Source organism: Arthrobacter sp. SDTb3-6 (genome assembly GCF_013376095.1).
GTDB lineage: Bacteria > Actinomycetota > Actinomycetes > Actinomycetales > Micrococcaceae > Specibacter.
Window position 1 is genome coordinate 108,090 of the sequence record NZ_JAAMFN010000005.1, and the last position, 17,534, is coordinate 125,623.

Annotated in this window: 20 protein-coding genes, 6 tRNA genes and 1 riboswitch; of the genes, 21 read left to right on the forward strand and 5 right to left on the reverse strand. The window is 67.5% G+C overall.

Going from position 1 to position 17,534, the window contains the following annotated elements; all coding sequences use genetic code 11:
- Positions 1–83: 83 nt before the first annotated feature.
- The 5 genes from G6035_RS04060 (at position 84) to G6035_RS04080 (ending at position 2,562) form a co-directional block, all read left to right on the forward strand.
- A complete protein-coding gene (locus G6035_RS04060) occupies positions 84–329 on the forward strand; it encodes a hypothetical protein (protein WP_176615793.1) in 246 nt (81 codons plus the stop codon).
- Complete coding sequence (locus G6035_RS04065) at positions 326–994, forward strand: collagen-like protein (RefSeq protein ID WP_218062941.1); 669 nt, start codon at positions 326–328, stop codon at positions 992–994. Before G6035_RS04060 ends, G6035_RS04065 begins: the two co-directional genes overlap by 4 nt.
- A 61-nt stretch (positions 995–1,055) precedes the next feature.
- The gene (locus G6035_RS20390; RefSeq protein WP_176615794.1) at positions 1,056–2,102 is read left to right on the forward strand and encodes a LysM domain-containing protein; all 1,047 of its coding nucleotides are present in this window, start codon (positions 1,056–1,058) and stop codon (positions 2,100–2,102) included.
- On the forward strand, positions 2,099–2,236 hold the full coding sequence (locus G6035_RS04075) for a hypothetical protein (protein WP_176615795.1): 138 nt from the start codon (positions 2,099–2,101) through the stop codon (positions 2,234–2,236). Before G6035_RS20390 ends, G6035_RS04075 begins: the two co-directional genes overlap by 4 nt.
- Complete coding sequence (locus G6035_RS04080; protein WP_176615796.1) at positions 2,236–2,562, forward strand: hypothetical protein; 327 nt, start codon at positions 2,236–2,238, stop codon at positions 2,560–2,562. Before G6035_RS04075 ends, G6035_RS04080 begins: the two co-directional genes overlap by 1 nt.
- A gap of 641 nt (positions 2,563–3,203) precedes the next feature.
- Here the strand turns inward: G6035_RS04080 and G6035_RS04085 are convergent.
- Positions 3,204–3,275: transfer RNA gene (locus G6035_RS04085), tRNA-Val, on the reverse strand.
- 398 nt (positions 3,276–3,673) lie between these two features.
- Between G6035_RS04085 and G6035_RS04090 the strand changes: the two genes are divergently transcribed.
- The 5 genes from G6035_RS04090 (at position 3,674) to G6035_RS04110 (ending at position 4,224) form a co-directional block, all read left to right on the forward strand.
- Positions 3,674–3,746 (forward strand) — tRNA-Gly (locus G6035_RS04090).
- 23 nt (positions 3,747–3,769) lie between these two features.
- Positions 3,770–3,843: transfer RNA gene (locus tag G6035_RS04095), tRNA-Cys, on the forward strand.
- 47 nt (positions 3,844–3,890) lie between these two features.
- A tRNA-Val gene (locus G6035_RS04100) sits at positions 3,891–3,962 on the forward strand.
- 55 nt (positions 3,963–4,017) lie between these two features.
- A tRNA-Gly gene (locus G6035_RS04105) sits at positions 4,018–4,090 on the forward strand.
- A 59-nt stretch (positions 4,091–4,149) separates the two neighbouring features.
- Positions 4,150–4,224 (forward strand) — tRNA-Val (locus G6035_RS04110).
- A 52-nt stretch (positions 4,225–4,276) separates the two neighbouring features.
- Here the strand turns inward: G6035_RS04110 and G6035_RS04115 are convergent.
- Together G6035_RS04115 and G6035_RS04120 are read right to left on the reverse strand one after the other, a co-directional pair.
- Entirely contained in the window at positions 4,277–4,591 is a 315-nt protein-coding gene (locus G6035_RS04115) for a multidrug efflux SMR transporter (protein WP_176615797.1), read from the reverse strand.
- Between the two features lie 13 nt (positions 4,592–4,604).
- Positions 4,605–4,666, reverse strand: a riboswitch (guanidine-III (ykkC-III) riboswitch).
- 24 nt (positions 4,667–4,690) lie between these two features.
- The gene (locus tag G6035_RS04120) at positions 4,691–5,203 is read right to left on the reverse strand and encodes a MarR family winged helix-turn-helix transcriptional regulator (RefSeq protein WP_176615798.1); all 513 of its coding nucleotides are present in this window, start codon (positions 5,201–5,203) and stop codon (positions 4,691–4,693) included.
- Positions 5,204–5,292: 89 nt separating this feature from the next.
- On the opposite strand from G6035_RS04120, the gene G6035_RS04125 reads away from it, so the two are divergent.
- Both G6035_RS04125 and G6035_RS04130 read left to right on the forward strand, forming a co-directional pair.
- Complete coding sequence (locus G6035_RS04125; RefSeq protein WP_256127721.1) at positions 5,293–7,482, forward strand: MMPL family transporter; 2,190 nt, start codon at positions 5,293–5,295, stop codon at positions 7,480–7,482.
- Positions 7,483–7,554: 72 nt separating this feature from the next.
- The gene (locus G6035_RS04130; RefSeq protein ID WP_176615800.1) at positions 7,555–7,749 is read left to right on the forward strand and encodes an antitoxin; all 195 of its coding nucleotides are present in this window, start codon (positions 7,555–7,557) and stop codon (positions 7,747–7,749) included.
- Positions 7,750–7,881: 132 nt separating this feature from the next.
- Here the strand turns inward: G6035_RS04130 and zapE are convergent, their stop codons facing one another.
- Positions 7,882–8,997, reverse strand: a complete 1,116-nt coding sequence (gene zapE / locus G6035_RS04135) for a cell division protein ZapE (protein ID WP_176615801.1) — start codon at positions 8,995–8,997, stop codon at positions 7,882–7,884.
- 250 nt (positions 8,998–9,247) lie between these two features.
- On the opposite strand from zapE, the gene G6035_RS04140 reads away from it, so the two are divergent.
- The 3 genes from G6035_RS04140 to ybaK are packed head-to-tail and all read left to right on the forward strand — an operon-like array spanning position 9,248 to position 11,201.
- Positions 9,248–10,168 (forward strand): sulfurtransferase, encoded by a 921-nt coding sequence (locus G6035_RS04140; protein WP_176615802.1) that lies wholly within the window; start codon positions 9,248–9,250, stop codon positions 10,166–10,168.
- A gap of 50 nt (positions 10,169–10,218) precedes the next feature.
- Entirely contained in the window at positions 10,219–10,677 is a 459-nt protein-coding gene (locus tag G6035_RS04145; RefSeq protein WP_176615803.1) for a SufE family protein, read from the forward strand.
- Between the two features lie 23 nt (positions 10,678–10,700).
- The gene (ybaK, locus tag G6035_RS04150; protein ID WP_176615804.1) at positions 10,701–11,201 is read left to right on the forward strand and encodes a Cys-tRNA(Pro) deacylase; all 501 of its coding nucleotides are present in this window, start codon (positions 10,701–10,703) and stop codon (positions 11,199–11,201) included.
- A 22-nt stretch (positions 11,202–11,223) separates the two neighbouring features.
- Here the strand turns inward: ybaK and G6035_RS04155 are convergent, their stop codons facing one another.
- Positions 11,224–12,459, reverse strand: a complete 1,236-nt coding sequence (locus G6035_RS04155; RefSeq protein WP_176615805.1) for a S9 family peptidase — start codon at positions 12,457–12,459, stop codon at positions 11,224–11,226.
- Between the two features lie 122 nt (positions 12,460–12,581).
- Between G6035_RS04155 and G6035_RS04160 the strand changes: the two genes are divergently transcribed.
- From G6035_RS04160 to G6035_RS04185, 6 genes are all read left to right on the forward strand, one after another.
- Positions 12,582–13,073: a hypothetical protein gene (locus tag G6035_RS04160; protein WP_176615806.1), complete on the forward strand. Its 492-nt coding sequence runs from the start codon at positions 12,582–12,584 to the stop codon at positions 13,071–13,073.
- 14 nt (positions 13,074–13,087) lie between these two features.
- Positions 13,088–13,507, forward strand: coding sequence for a peptide-methionine (R)-S-oxide reductase MsrB (msrB, locus tag G6035_RS04165; RefSeq protein ID WP_176615807.1), 420 nt, complete (start codon positions 13,088–13,090; stop codon positions 13,505–13,507).
- Between the two features lie 185 nt (positions 13,508–13,692).
- A complete protein-coding gene (locus G6035_RS04170; protein WP_256127722.1) occupies positions 13,693–15,078 on the forward strand; it encodes a DUF6421 family protein in 1,386 nt (461 codons plus the stop codon).
- An 18-nt stretch (positions 15,079–15,096) separates the two neighbouring features.
- On the forward strand, positions 15,097–15,816 hold the full coding sequence (locus tag G6035_RS04175) for an SDR family oxidoreductase (RefSeq protein ID WP_176615808.1): 720 nt from the start codon (positions 15,097–15,099) through the stop codon (positions 15,814–15,816).
- Positions 15,806–16,879, forward strand: coding sequence for a low specificity L-threonine aldolase (locus G6035_RS04180; protein ID WP_176615809.1), 1,074 nt, complete (start codon positions 15,806–15,808; stop codon positions 16,877–16,879). Before G6035_RS04175 ends, G6035_RS04180 begins: the two co-directional genes overlap by 11 nt.
- 55 nt (positions 16,880–16,934) lie before the next feature.
- On the forward strand, positions 16,935–17,504 hold the full coding sequence (locus G6035_RS04185) for a DUF3000 domain-containing protein (protein ID WP_176615810.1): 570 nt from the start codon (positions 16,935–16,937) through the stop codon (positions 17,502–17,504).
- Positions 17,505–17,534 lie beyond the last annotated feature (30 nt).

Consider the following 17,534-nt stretch of genomic DNA (forward strand, 5'->3'; position numbering starts at 1 on the left):
GATTCCGGGGCCTTTTCCATGCCCGAGAAAGGGGCCGCAATGACCGTCGTTCACCGTGAGGGCGTACCCCGGGAGGGCTAAATGTGGAGCAGGCAGCATCGACCACCATCACCGGCCTGCTGGCCCAGCTGGGCATCGCCGGGATCATCCTCGCGGTGCTCGTTGCCGGGGCGGCGTGGTATCTCAAGACGTCCAAGGAGTTGCGGGAGGAAAAGCGTGGCGTCATCTCCGATCTCGAGGCGAAGGTCAGGGAGCTCGAGAGTGAAAAGTCCAGGCTCCAGCGGGAGCTTTACAAGTGCCAGTTTCCTGGCTGGAGGGATGACCAATGAGTCAGCTTGAGCGCAAGAGGAACATTTTGGGGGCGGTCTTGCTGTCCCTGGTCGTGGTCCTGTTGGCGGCCTTGGTGTGGCAGAACTTCCAGTCGTCGGCGGAGCGGGACACGGCCCAGTCGTCGGCGGCCACCCAGGCGCAGCAAAAGAAGAACCTGGCGGAGGAGGTCGCGGACGCCTGCGAGTCGGGGCAGGTGGTGAAGTCCTCGGCTGGCGTGGACTTGTGCGCCAGGGCGGCAACGATCGCGCAGCAGCCCGTGACGATCGAGGGGCCTGCCGGTCCGCCCGGCCCCCGGGGCCTGCCGGGCAGGGACGGGACGGATGGCGCCACCGGCCCTGCGGGGGTGGCGGGCGGGAACGGCCCTGCCGGGACCAACGGCAGTGACGGCACGGATGGCGCCCAGGGCCCGGCAGGTCCGCCGGGTGCGCAGGGTGTGGCCGGGGCCAACGGCGCCGACGGCGCACCCGGGCAGCCAGGCGCGGATGGTGCCACGGGAGCCAAGGGAGCGGACGGACGTGGCGTCCAAGGCGTCGAATGCGTCGGCGATGGCGCTGCGTCGTACTGGCTGATCACCTACACCGACGGCACCACGGCCCAGTCCACCGGGCCCTGCCGGCTCACCCAGCCCGAACCATCCCCCACCGCGGTGCACACCGCCCCGTAACAGCTCTCAGCCCCGGACCGTCCTGGCCGGGGTTTTCTTATGCCCAGAAAGGGGCACCACCATGGCCAATTACGCCATCAACTATGCACGCCCGGCAAAGTCGCTGCTCAAGCTCCGCGATGAATTGAACGCGGTGTTCCCCGGCCGGTTCACGGGCACGGACGGCTTCATCACCGGCTACGACTCGCAGGCCAACCCGCGCTACGGGGTGTCCGGGCACAACCCGAACAGCCTGGGCCACGTCATGGCGTTCGACATTTCCACCACGGCCAACGGCTTGCAGATTGACGAGGCCGCGGGGCGGGCGCTGGCCGAGTACCTGCGGACCAAGGCGTACGAAAAGTTCCGCTACCTGATCCATGACATGTCCGCCGGCGCCCCGGACGGGAAGATCGCCGGGGACTTCTCCCAGTGGGCGTGGTCCGACTACGCCGGCGTGGACCACTCGGACCACATCCATCTCAGCATCACCGACGACTACCAGTGGGGGGAGTCCTGCGGGACGACCCAGGCCGTCTACGACGATGAATCCTCCTGGGGCATCGCCGCCTGGTGGGCCGCGTTCAAGGCCGGCGCCGCGGCCCCGGTGGTCAAGCCTGCCGGGTCCGTCGTCAAGCCTGTACCCGTCAATCCTGCCCCGGCCCGGCCCAACACCTTTGTGGCGACCGTGGACCCCGGCGACACGCTCACCTCGATTGCCCAGCAGTTCGGGACCACCGTGGCCGCGCTCCTGGCCGTCAACACCATCCCTGATCCCAACCGGATCAGCGCCGGGCAGAAAATGAACATCCCACGCACGCCGGCCGCGAAGCCGCAGCCTGCACCGGCCAAGCCCGCACCGGCCCCTGCCCCGGCGCTGGTGAACCGCATCGTCACCAACCCCGTCGCCTGGGTACGCACCGCACCACGCTCCGGAGCCCCCCTCGCCCCCGGATACCCCCGCGGCATCCCCAAGGGCCAGCCCATAGCCGTGAAGGGATTCGTAGTCGGTGAAAACCCGTACGGCACGACCCCGCCGGACAACGCCTGGTACGTCACCAAATCCGGCTACTACGTCTGGGCCAACGCCGCACAAAACACCATCGCCGGCCTCCGGAACCTCACATGAAACGCAACCCCGTCGCCGCCGCCCTGTTCATCCTGCCCTTCGCGCTCGCCGCCTGGGCGGTCCTCATCGCCGTCTGCTGGGCCATTGGCGCCGGGACGGCCGCCGTCATCGACATCATCTCAAGGAGCTTGTAGTGCTGACACCGATCCTTCGCACCATCGTCCCCGCCCTCTGGGGATCCTTCATTGGCTGGGCGCTGGCCCTGCTGCCCATCCTGGAGCCGCTGCGCGGGCAGCTGCTCGCCTACGGGGACCTTGCCGTTCCAGTCATCAGCGCCGTGATCATCGGCGCCTGGTACGCGCTCTGGAAGTGGCTGGAGCCGAAGCTGCCCGGCTGGCTTACCCGCATCCTGCTCGGTTCCGCTAAGACGCCGACGTACCTCACGGCCGATACCATCCCTGGTGAAGTCCTCGAGGACTGGCACGAAGTCACCCGACCGCGGCACACCGCCGAAGAGTAACCGACTTATGCACAGGCCCCGCCCTCCTTCTGGAGGGCGGGGCCTTCTTCGCGTTGTGTGCCCCACGTCACGAAAAAACCGCCGGGCACTCGAAAGAGCCAGGCGGTTCACTCGCGTCCTTCCATATTGGGAGATCGGAAGGACAAGCAGCAGGCTACAGCGGCGCCTGCGAAACAGCCAATCGAGATCACATCCAACGGTTAGGGCACTTTGCGGGTTGTTCCCGGCATGGTGGAAGGTGACGCAGGTCTCGTAACATAGTTGCGTCCAGCTAATTATGGGTTTATTTTCAGCTTGGGCCGATATGGCTGTGGTCTCAGTTCCCCAACTTCGACCACAGCGCCCGGTCCAACCCCAATTCGTACGCGTGGTGGCAGTACTCACCTCCACTGGTCCTGCGCGTGCGACACCGCGGCGCCCGTCTTGGCTAATACCAGGGCGGGTGCCGTCCGTGGTTAAGGGATGTTTTCCCAGAGAGTCCCGTGGTGTGACGCTTCGTTACGCGGCAGTCCCGCCAGGGCTTTGCAAAAACGTTTTGCGGTACGTTTGCGGTACGTTGCCGATTTCAATCCCAAATTTGAGGCAAAGAAAAAGCCCTCCTGACCAGTGTTTGTGCTGGTCACGAGGGCTTTTTGTCTCGGTGGGCGATACTGGGTTCGAACCAGTGACCTCTTCGGTGTGAACGAAGCGCGCTACCACTGCGCCAATCGCCCAAGTCGGACCGAGTGGACCGTTGTCCGCTTCCGCGGTGTTCCTTGGTGCGTTCAAAACAATAGCCCAAACCCGCGCGAGTGCATAATCGGGTCCGCCACCCCCCGGCACGGGCCGCCTCCAGCCAGGCAGTGTGACCACGCACACAGCACGTATTTTCGCCCGAGCCTCCCAAAAACGGGTCAAACCACCCCAAATGGGCCCCCGAATCACACGCCTGTAATTCACGGCGGACGGGCAACTTCCGCGCGATTGCTGCGATCCAGGGCCGTCACCCGTCCGAGCCCCGAACGCCGCAGCGCGCCGATTTGGCGTTTGGGAAAAAGCTCAGGTAATGTTTTCAGCGCAGCAACACGGACTGCCGAAGCGGAGACGCCACAGGCCAGGAAGAAACGCTGATGTGGTCGTAGCTCAGTTGGTAGAGCACCACCTTGCCAAGGTGGATGTCGCGAGTTCGAATCTCGTCGACCACTCGCAGGACACCGTACGTACTCACGGTGGGGTGGCCGAGAGGCGAGGCAACGGCCTGCAAAGCCGTGTACACGGGTTCGAATCCCGTTCCCACCTCCATTTGGCTGATCCAAGGTATTTTGCTGTATAGTTCAGCGGGATGCATTGGGCGATTGGCGCAGCGGTAGCGCGCTTCCCTGACACGGAAGAGGTCACTGGTTCGATCCCAGTATCGCCCACGAATGAACGTCACGCGTTCATTTGGCTGAAGCAATGCTTCGGCAAGCAGTAAATGTGGTCGTAGCTCAGTTGGTAGAGCACCACCTTGCCAAGGTGGATGTCGCGAGTTCGAATCTCGTCGACCACTCGGAGAAGAAACTGCCGGAACCTCAAAGGTTCCGGCAGTTTTTCCAATCCGGCCCCCTGGGGCGATTGGCGCAGCGGTAGCGCGCTTCCCTGACACGGAAGAGGTCACTGGTTCGATCCCAGTATCGCCCACCACCAGCAACGTACGACGGCGACGCAAGCCTTGCGTCGCCGTCGTACGTTTAAGCTAGTGCGCCAGCTTCAGCCCCACGATGCAGCACACGAGTCCCAGCAGCAACAGGACCTTCAGCAGCGACACCGATTCGGTGCCGGTCGCCATGGCGTAGGCGACCGTCAGGGCCGCGCCAATGCCCACCCACACCGCATAGGACGTGCCGACGGGCAGTGTCCGCATGGCCCAGGCCAGGCCCCCCATGCTGGCCGCGAGGGCCGCAACGAAAATGATGCTCGGCAGCGGCTTGCTGAAACCCTCGCTCCTGCCCAGGGCAGTGGCCCACACGGCTTCCAGCGTTCCGGAGACAATCAAGACAATCCAGGCCATGGCACAATCCTCCCAAACTCCGTCTTGTCGCTGGCCGGGTACGGCGCACCTCGTCCGGGTGCCTGATGGCCCTGCCATTGTGGCACACCGGCACCGGCTTCAGGGCACCGTACCGTCCCGGCCGGCCCCGTGCGCCGCTCCCCCGGCAGGTGCAGCCACAGCGTCCCCGGCCGCTTCGGTGGCGGCCGTCATCTCATGCAGGAACCGCGTCAGCAGTTCCACCTCGCCCGGGGTGTACTTCCCCAGTGCCCCGCGCATGACGGCGGCCAGCGGGCCGAACATGGCGCGCCCCACCTCCCCGGCATGGTCCGTCATGGCCAGGTCCACCTGGCGGCGGTCCGTGCGGCTCCGCTGGCGCGTCACATGGCCCGAGCGTTCCAGCCTGTCCACCAGTGCCGTCGTGGCCGGCGAGCTCAGGTTAAGGGCCGCCCCGAGCTTCCCCGGTGTCAGCGGCTTCTCCCCCACACCCGGGCGCACAAGATACCCCAGCGCATTCAGGTCAGTGCGGTGCAGGCCGTAGAGGGCGGCAACCCGCTCCACATAGCGGTCTGATTCGAGAGAAAACTCCCGCATTGCAGTCAGGAGTTCTCCGTAGGGGTCGGTCGACATCATGGAATCAATACTCCGCCTTTCCTTACTACTTTGCTGAATTTTGTCTCTTCATGAACAAATATCTCCATCGTGGAAGTAATATGGGGGCCATGAACAGTTTCATGAGGACTTCAAGGAAATGGGTGCGGCCGGCGCTGCCGGCCCTGCTGATCCTGCTGTGGCTGGCAGCGGCCGGGGTGGGTGGGCCGACGTTCGGAAAAATCTCCCAGGTGTCCAGCAACGACCAGGCCGCCTTCCTGCCCGCCAGCGCCGAATCCACCGCGGTCCAGGAATGGCAGCACCGGTTTGTGGACAGCAGCACCGTGCCGGCCGTGGTGCTGGTCACCGCGAAAAGCAGGCCCACGGACGGCGAACTGGAGGTCCTGGCAGCCCTCCCCCGCACGATGGGCGCCGTCGCCGGTGTCCCCCAGGGCGCAGCGGGTGCAACAACCGGCATCGCCGGGCCCATCCCGTCCCAGGACGGTCTTGCCGTCGAATACATTGTCCCGGTGGCGGACGCCGGGGACCTGAAGACGGTCGTGGACGGGCTGCGCAAGGTCCTGGCCGCGAATGTCCCGGACGGCATGAGCTACTACGTCACGGGGCCGGCGGGGCTCGGCGCGGACCTGGTGGGCGCGTTCGCCGGGATCGACGGCGTGCTTCTGCTGGTGGCCCTGCTCGCCGTCTTTGTGATCCTGCTGCTGGTCTACCGCTCCGTGGTCCTGCCGGTCCTGGTGCTCTTCACCTCCGTCGCGGCCCTGTGTGCGGCCATTGTGGTGGTGTATTACATGGCCCGCTGGGGTTGGATCAAGCTCAGCGGGCAGAGCCAGGGTATCCTGTCCATCCTCGTCATCGGGGCAGCCACGGATTATTCGCTGCTGCTGGTGGCCCGCTTTCGGGAAGCCCTGCACCACGTGGAGTCGGCCCGGGCCGCCCTGGGCCGTGCCCTCCGCGGGGCGTGGGAGCCGATCACCGCCTCCGCCACCACCGTGATCCTCGCCCTGCTCTGCCTGTTGTTTTCCGAGCTGAATTCCAACCGCAGCCTGGGCCCCATCGCCGCGATCGGCATCTTCTTCTCCCTTGTGGCCGCCCTGACCTGCCTGCCCGCCCTGCTGGCCGTCTTTGGCCGGGCCGCCTTTTGGCCGTTCCGGCCCAGGCTGGACACGGCGACCGCCCACAGCATTGCGCCGGGCATCCCCGGCGTCCCCGGTCCGGGCGACGCCACTGCGGGCCGGGGCCTTGACGGAGTCACCGGGCTGTGGCGGCGCATCAGCCTCGTCATTGCACGCCGGCCCCGCCTGACGTGGGTTCTTTCGCTTGCCCTGCTGGTGGTTGCCAGCGGCGGCATCCTCCAGCTGCAGGCCCACGGTGTGTCGCAGACCCAGGTCATCCTGGGCCCGAGCAACGCGGTGGACGGGCAGGCCGCACTGGCGCAGCACTTCAACGCCGGCAGCGGAAGCCCCGTGGTGGTCATTGCGGACCAGGCCAAGGCGGCCCAGGTGGTTTCCGCCGTCGAAAGCTCGGGGGGCATTGCCGACGCCGCGGTCTACACGGGAAATTCGCGTCCCGGTCCGGATTCCGTCCCGGTGGCCAGGGACGGCCGGGTGATGGTCAACGCCACGCTGAAGGACCAGGCGGACTCCGATGCCGCCGAACGTGTGGTGGTGGCCCTGCGGCGGGACCTGCCCGCCGTCGACGCAGGCGTGCTGGTGGGCGGGGTGTCCGCCATTGCCCTGGACACCAACGTCACGGCACAACACGACCTGGCCACGATCATTCCCCTGGTCCTGGCCGTCATCCTGGTGGTCCTCATGGTGCTGCTGCGCTCCATCCTGGCCCCGCTGGTGCTGATCGGCTCGGTGGTCCTGTCCTACACCGCGACCATGGGCGTATCCGCCGTGGTCTTCAACCACATCTTTGGTTTTCCCGGGGCCGACGCCACCGTCCCGCTGTTTGGCTTTGTGTTCCTGGTGGCCCTGGGCGTTGACTACAACATCTTCCTCATGACGCGGGTCCGGGAGGAGGCCCAGCTCCTCGGAACCCGTGCCGGCGTGTTGCGCGGGCTCGGCAAGACCGGCGGCGTAATCACCTCGGCCGGCGTGGTGCTGGCCGCCACCTTCGCCGCGCTGGGCGTCATTCCGCTGCTGTTCCTGGCCCAGCTGGCCTTCATCGTCGCCTTTGGCGTGCTGCTGGACACCACCCTTGTCCGTTCGCTGCTGGTCCCCGCACTCTCCTATGACCTTGGCGCCCGTATTTGGTGGCCGGGGGCCGCCGGGAAACGCCACGGCAAAAGTGTTTGACACCACGGCCGGCGGCATTAGTCTTGAGGAAGTTGGGGCGGCAATGGCCCCGTGAGTGAAGGGAGGTGCCTTGTGTCTGTATTTGACAACATCAAGGGCAAGGCAGAAGAACTGATCGGCAGCCATGGCGACCAGGTCAAGGACGGCATCGAGAAGGCCGGCGACTTCGTCGACGAAAAGACCGATGGCAGGTTCCAGGACCAGGTTGACGGCCTGCAGCAGGCGGGTTCGGACTACGTGGACGGGCAAGCCCAAAACGGTCAGTAACACCGACCCTTCGCCCCTGAATTGGCGTCAAAGGAGGCGCCGGTCCCGTCGAGAGACGGCACCGGCGCCTTTCGCTTTTTTGGCCGCGGGCTGCTCGCTGGCGCGTGGAGCCGCTGCGTTGGGCGCCCGCTCCTATGCGCCCTGGCGTGCCGGCTGCGGCACAGCCCCGGATTCGCTGTCGGCAGCGCCGGCCGTACCGGCATCGCCGGCAGCCGGCGCCTCCTGGGCCTCGCGGGCAAGGGCGGTCAGCCTGGACACGGCCCGGAAGTACTTTTTCTGGTAGCCGCCGGCCATCATTTCCGGCGTGAACAGGGTGTCCAGGGGTGCTCCGCTGCCCAGGATCGGCACGTCCTTGTCATACAGGCGGTCGGCGAGGACCACGAAGCGCAGGGCCACCGACTGCTCGGTAATGGTGTGCACATTGCGCCAGACGACGGCGTCGATCCCGTCGATCAGCTGCCGGTAACGGGACGGGTGGACGCCGGCCAGGTGCTCCACGAGCGTGCCGAAGTCATCCACGGCCACGGTCTTGCCGGCAAACTCCCGGCGCATGGTGGTGTCAAGGTCGCTGTTGGGCAGCGGCTCCGGCGGGGTGGGCAGGCCGCGGTGGCGGAAGTCCTCACCGTCAATGTGCAGGATCTCGAACTGGTCCGCCAGCACCTGGATCTCGCGCTGGAAGTCAACCGCAGCGAAACGGCCGTCACCCAGGGAACCGGGCAGGGTGTTGGACGTGGCCGTCAGCTTGACACCGGCGTCGGCCAGTTCACGCATAAGCCGGGACATCAGCACGGTGTCACCGGGATCGTCCAGTTCAAATTCGTCGATGCACACCAGCTTGTAGCTGCTCAGCGCCTCCACTGTCTTGCGGAAGGACAGGGCACCGACCAGGTTGGTGTACTCCACGAAGGTGCCGATGGCCTTGGGGCCGTCCACCTGGTGCCACAAGGAGGAGAGCAGGTGCGTCTTGCCGACGCCAAAACCGCCGTCGAGGTAGATTCCGGCGCGCGACTCGGCCTTCCTGGACTTGCCGCCGAAGAGCCTGCGGAGCCCGCCGGCCGGCTTGGCGGCCACCTGGGAGCCGAAGCCCTCCAGCACGCGCACCGCCTCGGCCTGTGAGGGCTGCGACGGATCCGGGCGGTAGCTGGCGAAGGAAACTTCGCCAAAGCGTGGCGAGGGAACAAATCCCTTCAGCAGTTCCTCCACCGACACGGCCGGCCGGCGGGTGGAAAGTTGCTCAACGTGTACCAAGGGTTGATCCGTTCATCGCAGGAATTCTATGCATGCTTCAGGGCCCCGGCGGGGGCCCCTTCAAGAATACCCACTCCGATATTGCGCCACGTTAACTTCAGGGACTAATCCCCGGATCCCCGTGGTTACTGTAAAAAGGAAGTCCGGCCGCTTTTTTGGAAGCTGCAGCCGGTAAATACCGCCCCGCCCCATGGATGGCACCGGAAATTCCCGGTACCGCCCGGTGCGGGCCGTCTAGGGAAGGGGCACCATGCCCGTTGCAGTTGAAAAAAATGAGAAGTTTGCCAGCTACGCCCACCCGGAGCGCCTGGTTTCCACCGAATGGCTGGCCAAGGCCCTGGCCGACGGCGCCACGAAGGACGGCAGCCTGGTCGTCGTCGAATCCGATGAAGACGTGCTCCTGTACGAGACCGGCCACATCCCCGGCTCGGTCAAGGTCGACTGGCACACCGACCTGAACGACGACGTGGCCCGCGACTACATCGACGGCGCGGCGTTTGCCAGGCTGGCCGCGGCCAAGGGCATCTCCCGCGACACCACCGTGGTGGTGTACGGCGACAAGTCCAACTGGTGGGCCGCCTACGCACTGTGGGTCTTCACCCTGTTCGGCCACCAGGACGTCCGCCTCCTCGACGGCGGCCGTGACAAGTGGATTGCCGAGGGCCGCGAATTGACCACCGAGCGCACGGCCGTCACCCCGGCCGCCGGCTACCCCGTCGTGGAGCGCAATGACGCCCCCATCCGTGCCTACAAGGAAGACGTGCTAGCACACCTGGGCAAGCCGCTGATCGACGTCCGCTCCCCCGAGGAGTACTCGGGCGAGCGCACCCACATGGCCGCCTACCCCCAGGAAGGCACCCTGCGCGGCGGGCACATCCCCACCGCCGCCTCCATCCCCTGGGGCCGCGCCGCGGACACCGACGGCACCTACCGCAGCCGCGAGGAGCTTGAGGCCCTGTACCTGGGCGAAGCGGGCCTGAAGGCCGGCGACGACGTGGTGGCCTACTGCCGCATCGGCGAGCGTTCCAGCCACACCTGGTTCGCGCTGAAGTACCTGCTGGGCTTCGAGACCGTCCGCAACTACGACGGCTCCTGGACCGAGTGGGGCAACAGCGTCCGTGTCCCGATCACCAAGGGCACCGAGCGCGGCGAACTGCCCTCGGCGAACTAGCCTGCGTCCCGGTTGTCCCTTCCAGCGGAAAGAAACGTACGCTTTAGTTGATGACTACTTCACAAGCCCTCCCGCAGGCGCTGGCCGAGATCGTGAACGACTTCCAGGAACTTGAGGAAAGCGACCGCCTGACGCTCCTCCTGGAATTCTCCCGGTCCCTGCCGGCCCTGCCGGAACGCCTAACGTCCCACCCCGAACTGCTCGAACAGGTGGTGGAATGCCAGTCGCCGCTGTTCCTGACCGTCGAGGCAGAAAAGACCGACCACGGCGACGTGGTGCGGCTGTTCTTCCAGGCCCCTCCGGAGGCTCCCACCACGCGTGGTTTCGCCTCCGTCCTTTTCGAAGGGCTGGACGGGCTGACGGCGGAGGAAATCCTGGCCGTGCCGGACGACATGCCCGAACAGCTGGGCCTCACGCGCGCCATTTCGCCGCTGCGCATGCGCGGCATGTCCGCCATGCTGGGCCGGGTCAAGCGCAAGATTGCCGGCGGACTGCGCCCGGCAGCCTGACGGCCGCACCGGACGCCACCGGCATGGCCAGGAAGAAAAGTGCCGGAAGCACAGGCACCCCTGCCACAGCCGCCCTGGCTGCGGCAGGGGTGCCCTTCACCGCGCACGCCTACACGCACGATCCCACCGCAGCCAGCTATGGGCTGGAAGCCGCCGCCGTGCTGGGCGTGCCGCCGGCGCGGGTGTTCAAGACCCTGATGGCCGACGTCGACGGCTCCCTCACGGTGGCAGTGGTGCCGGTCAACGGCACCCTGGACCTGAAGGCCCTGGCGCATGCCCTGGGCCTGAAGCGGGCAGCCATGGCGGACCCGGCCCGTGCCCAGCGCCGCACCGGGTACGTCCTGGGCGGCATCTCGCCCCTGGGCCAGCGCCAACACTCCCCCACTGTCGTGGACGTCTCCGCCCTCCACTTCGAGACCATTTACGTCTCCGGCGGCCGCCGCGGCTTCGACGTCGAGCTTGCCCCGGCGGACCTCATCGCCCTGACCCAGGCAATGACCGCCCCGATCGGCCACCCGGCGTAGCCCGCCGGCCAGCCACCCGGGCTCAGCCCCGGGGCAGCGTGTACCGGCCCAGACGGGGGCGCAGCCAGGTTTCGACGGCGTTCTCCCACCGCTCCGGGTCCATGTTCCATTCCTTCGTGTGCCGGGCCTTGCTGAACGGCTCGAAGGTGACCATTTCGGGGTTGCGCCGGGCCAGTTCGGCCGTGGGCTCATACGGGACAAAGTCGTCGTCAACGCTGTGCAGGACCAGCACGGGGGTGCGCAGTTCGACGGCGCGGGCCACCCAGTCCATGCTCTTGAGGTCCACCGGGGCGGCCAGGCCGGTAATGCGCCGGCCCACGGGGTGGCTGAGCATGAGCTGGCCATAGCGTCCCACATAGTCGGGGATCCGGTTGAGCTGTGCCTGGTGCGCCAGGACATTGACCCAGTTGATGACCGGCCCGTCCAGGACCATGGCCAGGATGTGCCGGCGGTTGCGCGCCAGATCGGCAGCCTGCAGGCAGATGGCACCCCCCATGGAATAGCCGAACAGGACAACGTCCTTGGCGCCGTGCTGCACGGCGTAGTCGATGGCCGCCTCGACGTCACGCCACTCGGTGACGCCCAGGCCGTACCGCCGGTCCGCCGCGTAGGGGGCGTCGCCGTCGTTCCGGTAGGAGATGAGGAGGGCATTCATGCCCAGCCGGTGGGCGGCCGGCACCGACGGCAGGCCCTGGCTGCGGGTGGCACCGCGGCCGTGGACCATGACGGCCCAGGTCGGCAACGCGTTGGGTGCCCGGACCAGCCACGCGGGGGCGGGCCCGTCCGGCAGCTCGATCATGACGTCCTCGCTGTCCAGCCCCATCTCCTGCGGGTGGGCATAAATGCTCCCGGACCACCAGCCCCGGGTGGCGGTGCGCAGGTCGCCCCCCACGACCTCGAGCACTTCGCGGGTCACGCTGCCTTCGCGTGGCACATAGGAGATGATCCGGCCCACCACGGCATGGGCCCGGCCGCCGTCGAAGTAAATCGCGTAGCGGCCCTCGATGATGGTGTCCACGGTGGCCCCCAGGACCACCTGCTGCTCGGGGCCGTTGGCGATCACGGCCAGGATGGACACGTCGTCCGCCCGGGCCTTTTCCGGCGTGACCACGCGGCGGGCAAAATAGGCCGCCAGCGCCGAGGTGGCGGTGACCACGGAGAAGCCTGCCGCCCCTGCGGCCCCGGCCGCGAGCATGCCCCACTTCGCCCAATGCCGGGACTGCTGCATTGGACCGGACTGCTGCGTTGAAGATGCCATGAACCCATTCTGCCCATGCCGCGGCGGGCCCGTCGAGCGGCGCACCGGCCCTGCCGACCTTTCCCGGGCAACATTTTGGCCACGGACGCGGTTTTGCCCCGGCACCCGCCTAAGCTGGTGCCATGAGCGACGCGATCATTATCCTGACGGAAGAGCCACTGGGCCCCGGCGATGCCGTAAACATCACCGACCTGTACAGTCCCGGGGACGACGTGGAACTGGTGCTGCTGGTTCCGGCCGACACCAAGCGGCACCTGCTGGTGGACGTCATTGACCAGCTGACCATGCTGGACCTGCCGGCCGCGTTGCGGGAGTTCAGGGAAAAGCCGGATGCACAGGCCGTGCGCGCCACCGCCGAGGAGACGCTCCAGACGTCGCTGGCCGTGCTGCTGGCCGCCGGCGCCAAGGCCACCGGGCGTGTTGCCGAGGGCGACGCCGTGGCCTCCCTGGTTGCCCAGGTCACCGAGTCCGGCGCCCGCCAGGCCGTGGTGGTGACCCGCCCGCACGCCGTGGCCGACACCTTCCGGCAGGACTGGGCACACCAGGCACAGCGCAAGCTGGGGCTGCCCGTGCTGCATCTGTATGCCGGTTCGGGATTTATTGGCGACTCGTGAACGTTGAGCACAGTATGAATGATTTTGTGGCACCTACAGTGGTCAAGTCCGACGAGCAGTGGCAGCAGGAGCTGACGCCGGAAGAGTTTGCCGTGCTGCGCCGGGCCGGCACGGAGCGGCCGTTCACCGGCGAGTACTGGGACTCCACCCAGGAAGGGGTGTATGCCTGCCGGGCTTGCGGCGCGGAACTGTTCACGTCCCGTGAAAAGTTTTCCTCACACTGCGGCTGGCCGTCCTTCTTTGCCCCCCTGGCCGACGGGACCGTGCGGTACCTGCATGACAACTCCCTGGGCATGGAACGGATCGAGGTCCGCTGCGCCGCCTGCGATTCGCACCTGGGCCACCTGTTCAAGGGCGAAGGCTATGACACCCCCACCGACGAGCGCTTCTGCATCAATTCGGTCTCGTTGACGCTGAAGCCGGCGAGGGCGTAGCACGGGCCACCGCGGCGGCGCGGGCCAAGCATTTCCAACGCTTGGCCCGCGCCGCTTTTTTGTGCCGCTAAGCGTTACTATTGCTGTCGCTGAGGAATATCCAACATAAGTTTTTCTGTTCCATTGGTAGGCTTCAAAAACCGTCCAGGACGGCACGCCACACGATCAGGAAAGGATGTTCGGACATGAGCATCACCGCGGAAGCACGGGGCACCGCCCCCGGAACCAACCCCCAGGCACCCGCCACCGATCCCGCGTGGCTGGCGCTCAAGCACGCCGCGACCTCCCTGCAGGAACTCCAGGCCAAGGACGGCTCCGTGCCCAACCCGGAGGACCACGCCCGGGCCAGGGACCTCATCGCCGCCGTCACCGGCTCCATCCAGGCACTTGCCCCGTACTTCCCGCACGACGCCGGGTACCTGCGCCTTGCCGTGGAGGACTTCAACAAGTGGGTGGCCGCCGGCCTCGGCGTGCCCGACTTCCTGGACTCCCTGCTGGCCTTCCAGCCGCAGGAGCACCGCGTCGACGGCCTGGGCCACTTGGTGGTGTTCCCCATGTACACGCAAAACGGCTCCACCTCCCGCTTCGTCGAGGCCGTCCTGGTGGAGGTCATCTGGCCGGAGTTCATCGGCGAGCTGGAAGCGGGCAGCTACTCCAACAAGCTGTTCGTGCCACTGCGCTTCATCGACTTCACCCCCGGCTACGACAGCAACTCGGCCGTGCTGTTCCCGGAAAGCGTGGCCGTCCGCGAAACCCCCACCTTCACCTGGGGCGCCATCTTCCAGGACCGCGAGGCCGCGCGCTTCCGCCGCGTGGTCCGGGAGGCAGCCGCGGTGACCCGGCTGGAGGTCCCGGCGGACGCCGTCGAACTTTTGGACAGCCAGGCGCTCACGCAGGAAACGTTCGTGATGTGGGACTTGATCCACGACCGCACGCACATGCGCGGGGACCTGCCGTTTGACCCGTTCATGATCAAGCAGCGCATGCCGTACTTCCTGTATTCGCTGGAGGAACTGCGCTGCGACCTGACCGCCTACCGCGAGTCCGTGGCTGTGGAGCGCAACGACCAGGCCTCCCCCGAGGCGCGCCGGCATGCCCGGCTGGTCCAGTACGCGGTGATCTTTGACCGGATCTTCCGCTTCGCGATCACCGGCACCCGCGTGCGCAACTACGACGGGCTGGGCGGGCAGCTGTTGTTCGCCTGGCTGCACCAGCACCACGTGCTGCACTGGACCGACACGAAGCTTTCCATCGACTGGGCCGAGGTCCCGGACACGGTGATCGCCCTGGGACACGAGATCGAGGAGCTGTACTGGCGCTCGATTGACCGGCCCAAGCTGGCCCATTGGCTGGCCGCCTACGAGCTGGTCTCCGGCACGCTGACGCCGAACCCGGCCTCCACCTGGGCCAAGGGACCGGATGCCCTGCCGCTGACGGCGCCGCTGCGCGAGGTCACCGACCAGGTCATGGACGACGAATTCCCGCTCTCCATGTTCTACGAGGCCCTCTCCAAGAAGATGCGCGCCACCATCGAATCCACCTCCGGCATCACCGGCGCCAGCAAGGCCTAGGTGGGTACTGTAGGAGGCATGACTACCAACACCGCCCCCCTGGCCCTCGTCGCCGGCGGCAGCAGCGCCGCCGGCACCGCCGTTGCCGCAGCCCTCGTCTCCGCCGGCCTCCGGGTCGTCACCGTGGGTTCCGACGCCGGACGGATCGGGGCGGCGGCCGCCCGCACCGGCGGTGCCGTCCCCCTCGTCTGCGACCTCGCCGACCCCGCGGCCGCCTCCGCCCTGGCGGAGACGGTGCACCGCGACCACGGCGCCGTCAGCGGGCTCATCCACCTGGTGGGCGGCTGGCGCGGCGGCAGGGACCTGGCCGCGCAGACCGACGCCGACTGGGACTTCCTGCACCGCTCCGTGCTCACCACCCTGCGCAACACCACGCGCGCCTTTTATGACGACGTGGCCGCCTCCCCCGCCGGCCGCATCGCGATCGTCTCCTCCACCGCGGTCACGGCGCCCACCCCCGGCGACGCGAACTACGCCACCATCAAGGCCGCGGCCGAAACCTGGGTCCGCGCGCTGGCTGCGGGGCTGGACCCTGACGCCGGGCCGGCCGCCGTCGTGCTGGTGGTCAAGGCCCTGGTGGACGACGCCATGCGTGCCGCCGCCCCCAACCGCAAATTCCCCGGCTTCACCGACGTCACCGACCTGGGCCAGGCCGTGTCGGAACTCTTTTCCACCCCTGCGGCGCAGCTCAACGGCGCCCGCATCGTACTCAACCAGAAGGCTTCCAGTGACCACTGACACCGTTTCCACCCCGGCCCGCCTCCACGACCCGGCCGTGCGCAGCTTTGCCTCGGACAACTATTCCGGGGTCCACCCGGAGGTGCTGGCCGCCCTGGCCGCCGCCAACGGGGGGCACCAGGTCTCCTACGGCGAGGACGTGTACACGGCACGGCTGCAGGAGCGGATGTCGGAATTGTTCGGCACGGCCGTGGAGGTGTTCCCGGTGTTCAACGGCACGGGAGCCAACGTCACGGCCCTGCAGTCCCTGCTGCCGCGGTGGGGGGCCGTGGTCTGCGCCGCCACCGCCCACATCAACTGCGATGAAAACGGGGCCCCGGAGCGGGTGGGCGGCATGAAGCTGCTGGCCGTGCCCGCCCCGGACGGCAAGCTGACCCCGGAGCTGATCGACAAGGAGGCGTGGGGCTTTGGCGACGAACACCGTGCCCAGCCACTGGCCGTCTCCATCACCCAGACCACGGAGCTGGGCACCTGCTACACGCCCGCCGAGGTCAGGGCCATCTGCCACCACGCCCATTCCCTGGGCATGAAGGTCCACATGGACGGCGCCCGGCTGGCGAACGCCGCCGCCTTCCTTGACGTGCCGGTGCGCGAGTTCACCTCCGACGCCGGCGTGGACATCCTCTCCTTTGGCGGCACCAAGAACGGCATCATGTTCGGCGAGGCCGTGGTGGCGCTCAACCCGGAGGCCGCGGACGGGCTGGTCTTCCTGCGCAAGATGAACATGCAGCTGGCCTCCAAGATGCGCTTCATCTCGGCCCAGCTGCTGGCCCTGCTGGAGGACGGCCTGTGGCTGAAGTCCGCCGCGCACGCCAATGCCATGGCTGCCAGGCTGCGTGCCGCCGTTGACGCCATCCCCGGCGTCCGGCCGACCCAGGCCACCGAGTCCAATGGCATCTTCGCCGTGCTGCCCGAAGGCGTGGCGGACCGCCTGCGCACCCGTTTCCGTTTTTACGACTGGAACGAGGCCGCCCGGGAGGTGCGGTGGATGTGCTCCTTCGACACCACGGCCGAGGACATCGACGCCTTCGTGGCGGCCATCCGCAGCGAGGTTGGCGCCTAGCTGCCGTGCGGCGCGCCTCCGGCAAATCGGGGCAGGGACGCCATAACCTGCGTACGTGAGCGCAGAACCGCAGCTTCCCGCCGACTTCCAGGCCGCCCTGGCGTCGTTGCGTGCCGCAGGCACCCGTCCCGAGCTTAAGCTTGCGGAAATACCCGCCCCTTCCCGGCTGGCCCCCTATGGGGTGGCCCTCGGCGCCGAGGTCATGTCCGGCGGCGAGGAAATCGCCACCGGGCGCTTCATCCTGCTGTACGACCCCAGCGGCTCGTCCCTGTGGGAGGGCACCTTCCGCGTTGTCACCTACATCCGGGCCGAACTGGAACCGGACATCGGCAACGACGCCCTGCTGGGGAACGTGGCCTGGGCCTGGCTGGCCGAGGCCTTGGACGAGCACGGCGCCGGGCACCGTGCCGCCGGGGGCACTGCCACCCGCATCCTCTCCGAAAGCTACGGCACCCTGGCCGGACGCCCGGACGCGGTGGACCTGGAACTGCGTGCCTCCTGGACCCCCACCAGTGCAGCCGTAGGGGGCCACCTGGAGGCCTGGTCCACCATGGTGTGCACCTTCGCGGGCCTGCCGCCCATGCCCGACGGCGTGACCCTCCTGCCGCGGCGGCGCCGGGGCTGAAGGGCGGCCGCCGGGCCACCGCCGGCCGCT

What these genes read in the sequence shown, in the direction of transcription:
- G6035_RS04065 (WP_218062941.1), top strand. Translation starts at nt 326, where the DNA reads ATGAGTCAGCTTGAGCGCAAGAGGAACATTTTGGGGGCGGTCTTGCTG.
- G6035_RS20390 (WP_176615794.1), top strand. Translation starts at nt 1,056, where the DNA reads ATGGCCAATTACGCCATCAACTATGCACGCCCGGCAAAGTCGCTGCTC.
- G6035_RS04075 (WP_176615795.1), top strand. Translation starts at nt 2,099, where the DNA reads ATGAAACGCAACCCCGTCGCCGCCGCCCTGTTCATCCTGCCCTTCGCG.
- G6035_RS04115 (WP_176615797.1), bottom strand. Translation starts at nt 4,591, where the DNA reads ATGGCCTGGATTGTCTTGATTGTCTCCGGAACGCTGGAAGCCGTGTGG.
- G6035_RS04120 (WP_176615798.1), bottom strand. Translation starts at nt 5,203, where the DNA reads ATGATGTCGACCGACCCCTACGGAGAACTCCTGACTGCAATGCGGGAG.
- G6035_RS04125 (WP_256127721.1), top strand. Translation starts at nt 5,293, where the DNA reads ATGAACAGTTTCATGAGGACTTCAAGGAAATGGGTGCGGCCGGCGCTG.
- G6035_RS04140 (WP_176615802.1), top strand. Translation starts at nt 9,248, where the DNA reads ATGCCCGTTGCAGTTGAAAAAAATGAGAAGTTTGCCAGCTACGCCCAC.
- G6035_RS04145 (WP_176615803.1), top strand. Translation starts at nt 10,219, where the DNA reads ATGACTACTTCACAAGCCCTCCCGCAGGCGCTGGCCGAGATCGTGAAC.
- ybaK (WP_176615804.1), top strand. Translation starts at nt 10,701, where the DNA reads ATGGCCAGGAAGAAAAGTGCCGGAAGCACAGGCACCCCTGCCACAGCC.
- G6035_RS04155 (WP_176615805.1), bottom strand. Translation starts at nt 12,459, where the DNA reads ATGGCATCTTCAACGCAGCAGTCCGGTCCAATGCAGCAGTCCCGGCAT.
- G6035_RS04160 (WP_176615806.1), top strand. Translation starts at nt 12,582, where the DNA reads ATGAGCGACGCGATCATTATCCTGACGGAAGAGCCACTGGGCCCCGGC.
- msrB (WP_176615807.1), top strand. Translation starts at nt 13,088, where the DNA reads ATGAATGATTTTGTGGCACCTACAGTGGTCAAGTCCGACGAGCAGTGG.
- G6035_RS04170 (WP_256127722.1), top strand. Translation starts at nt 13,693, where the DNA reads ATGAGCATCACCGCGGAAGCACGGGGCACCGCCCCCGGAACCAACCCC.
- G6035_RS04175 (WP_176615808.1), top strand. Translation starts at nt 15,097, where the DNA reads ATGACTACCAACACCGCCCCCCTGGCCCTCGTCGCCGGCGGCAGCAGC.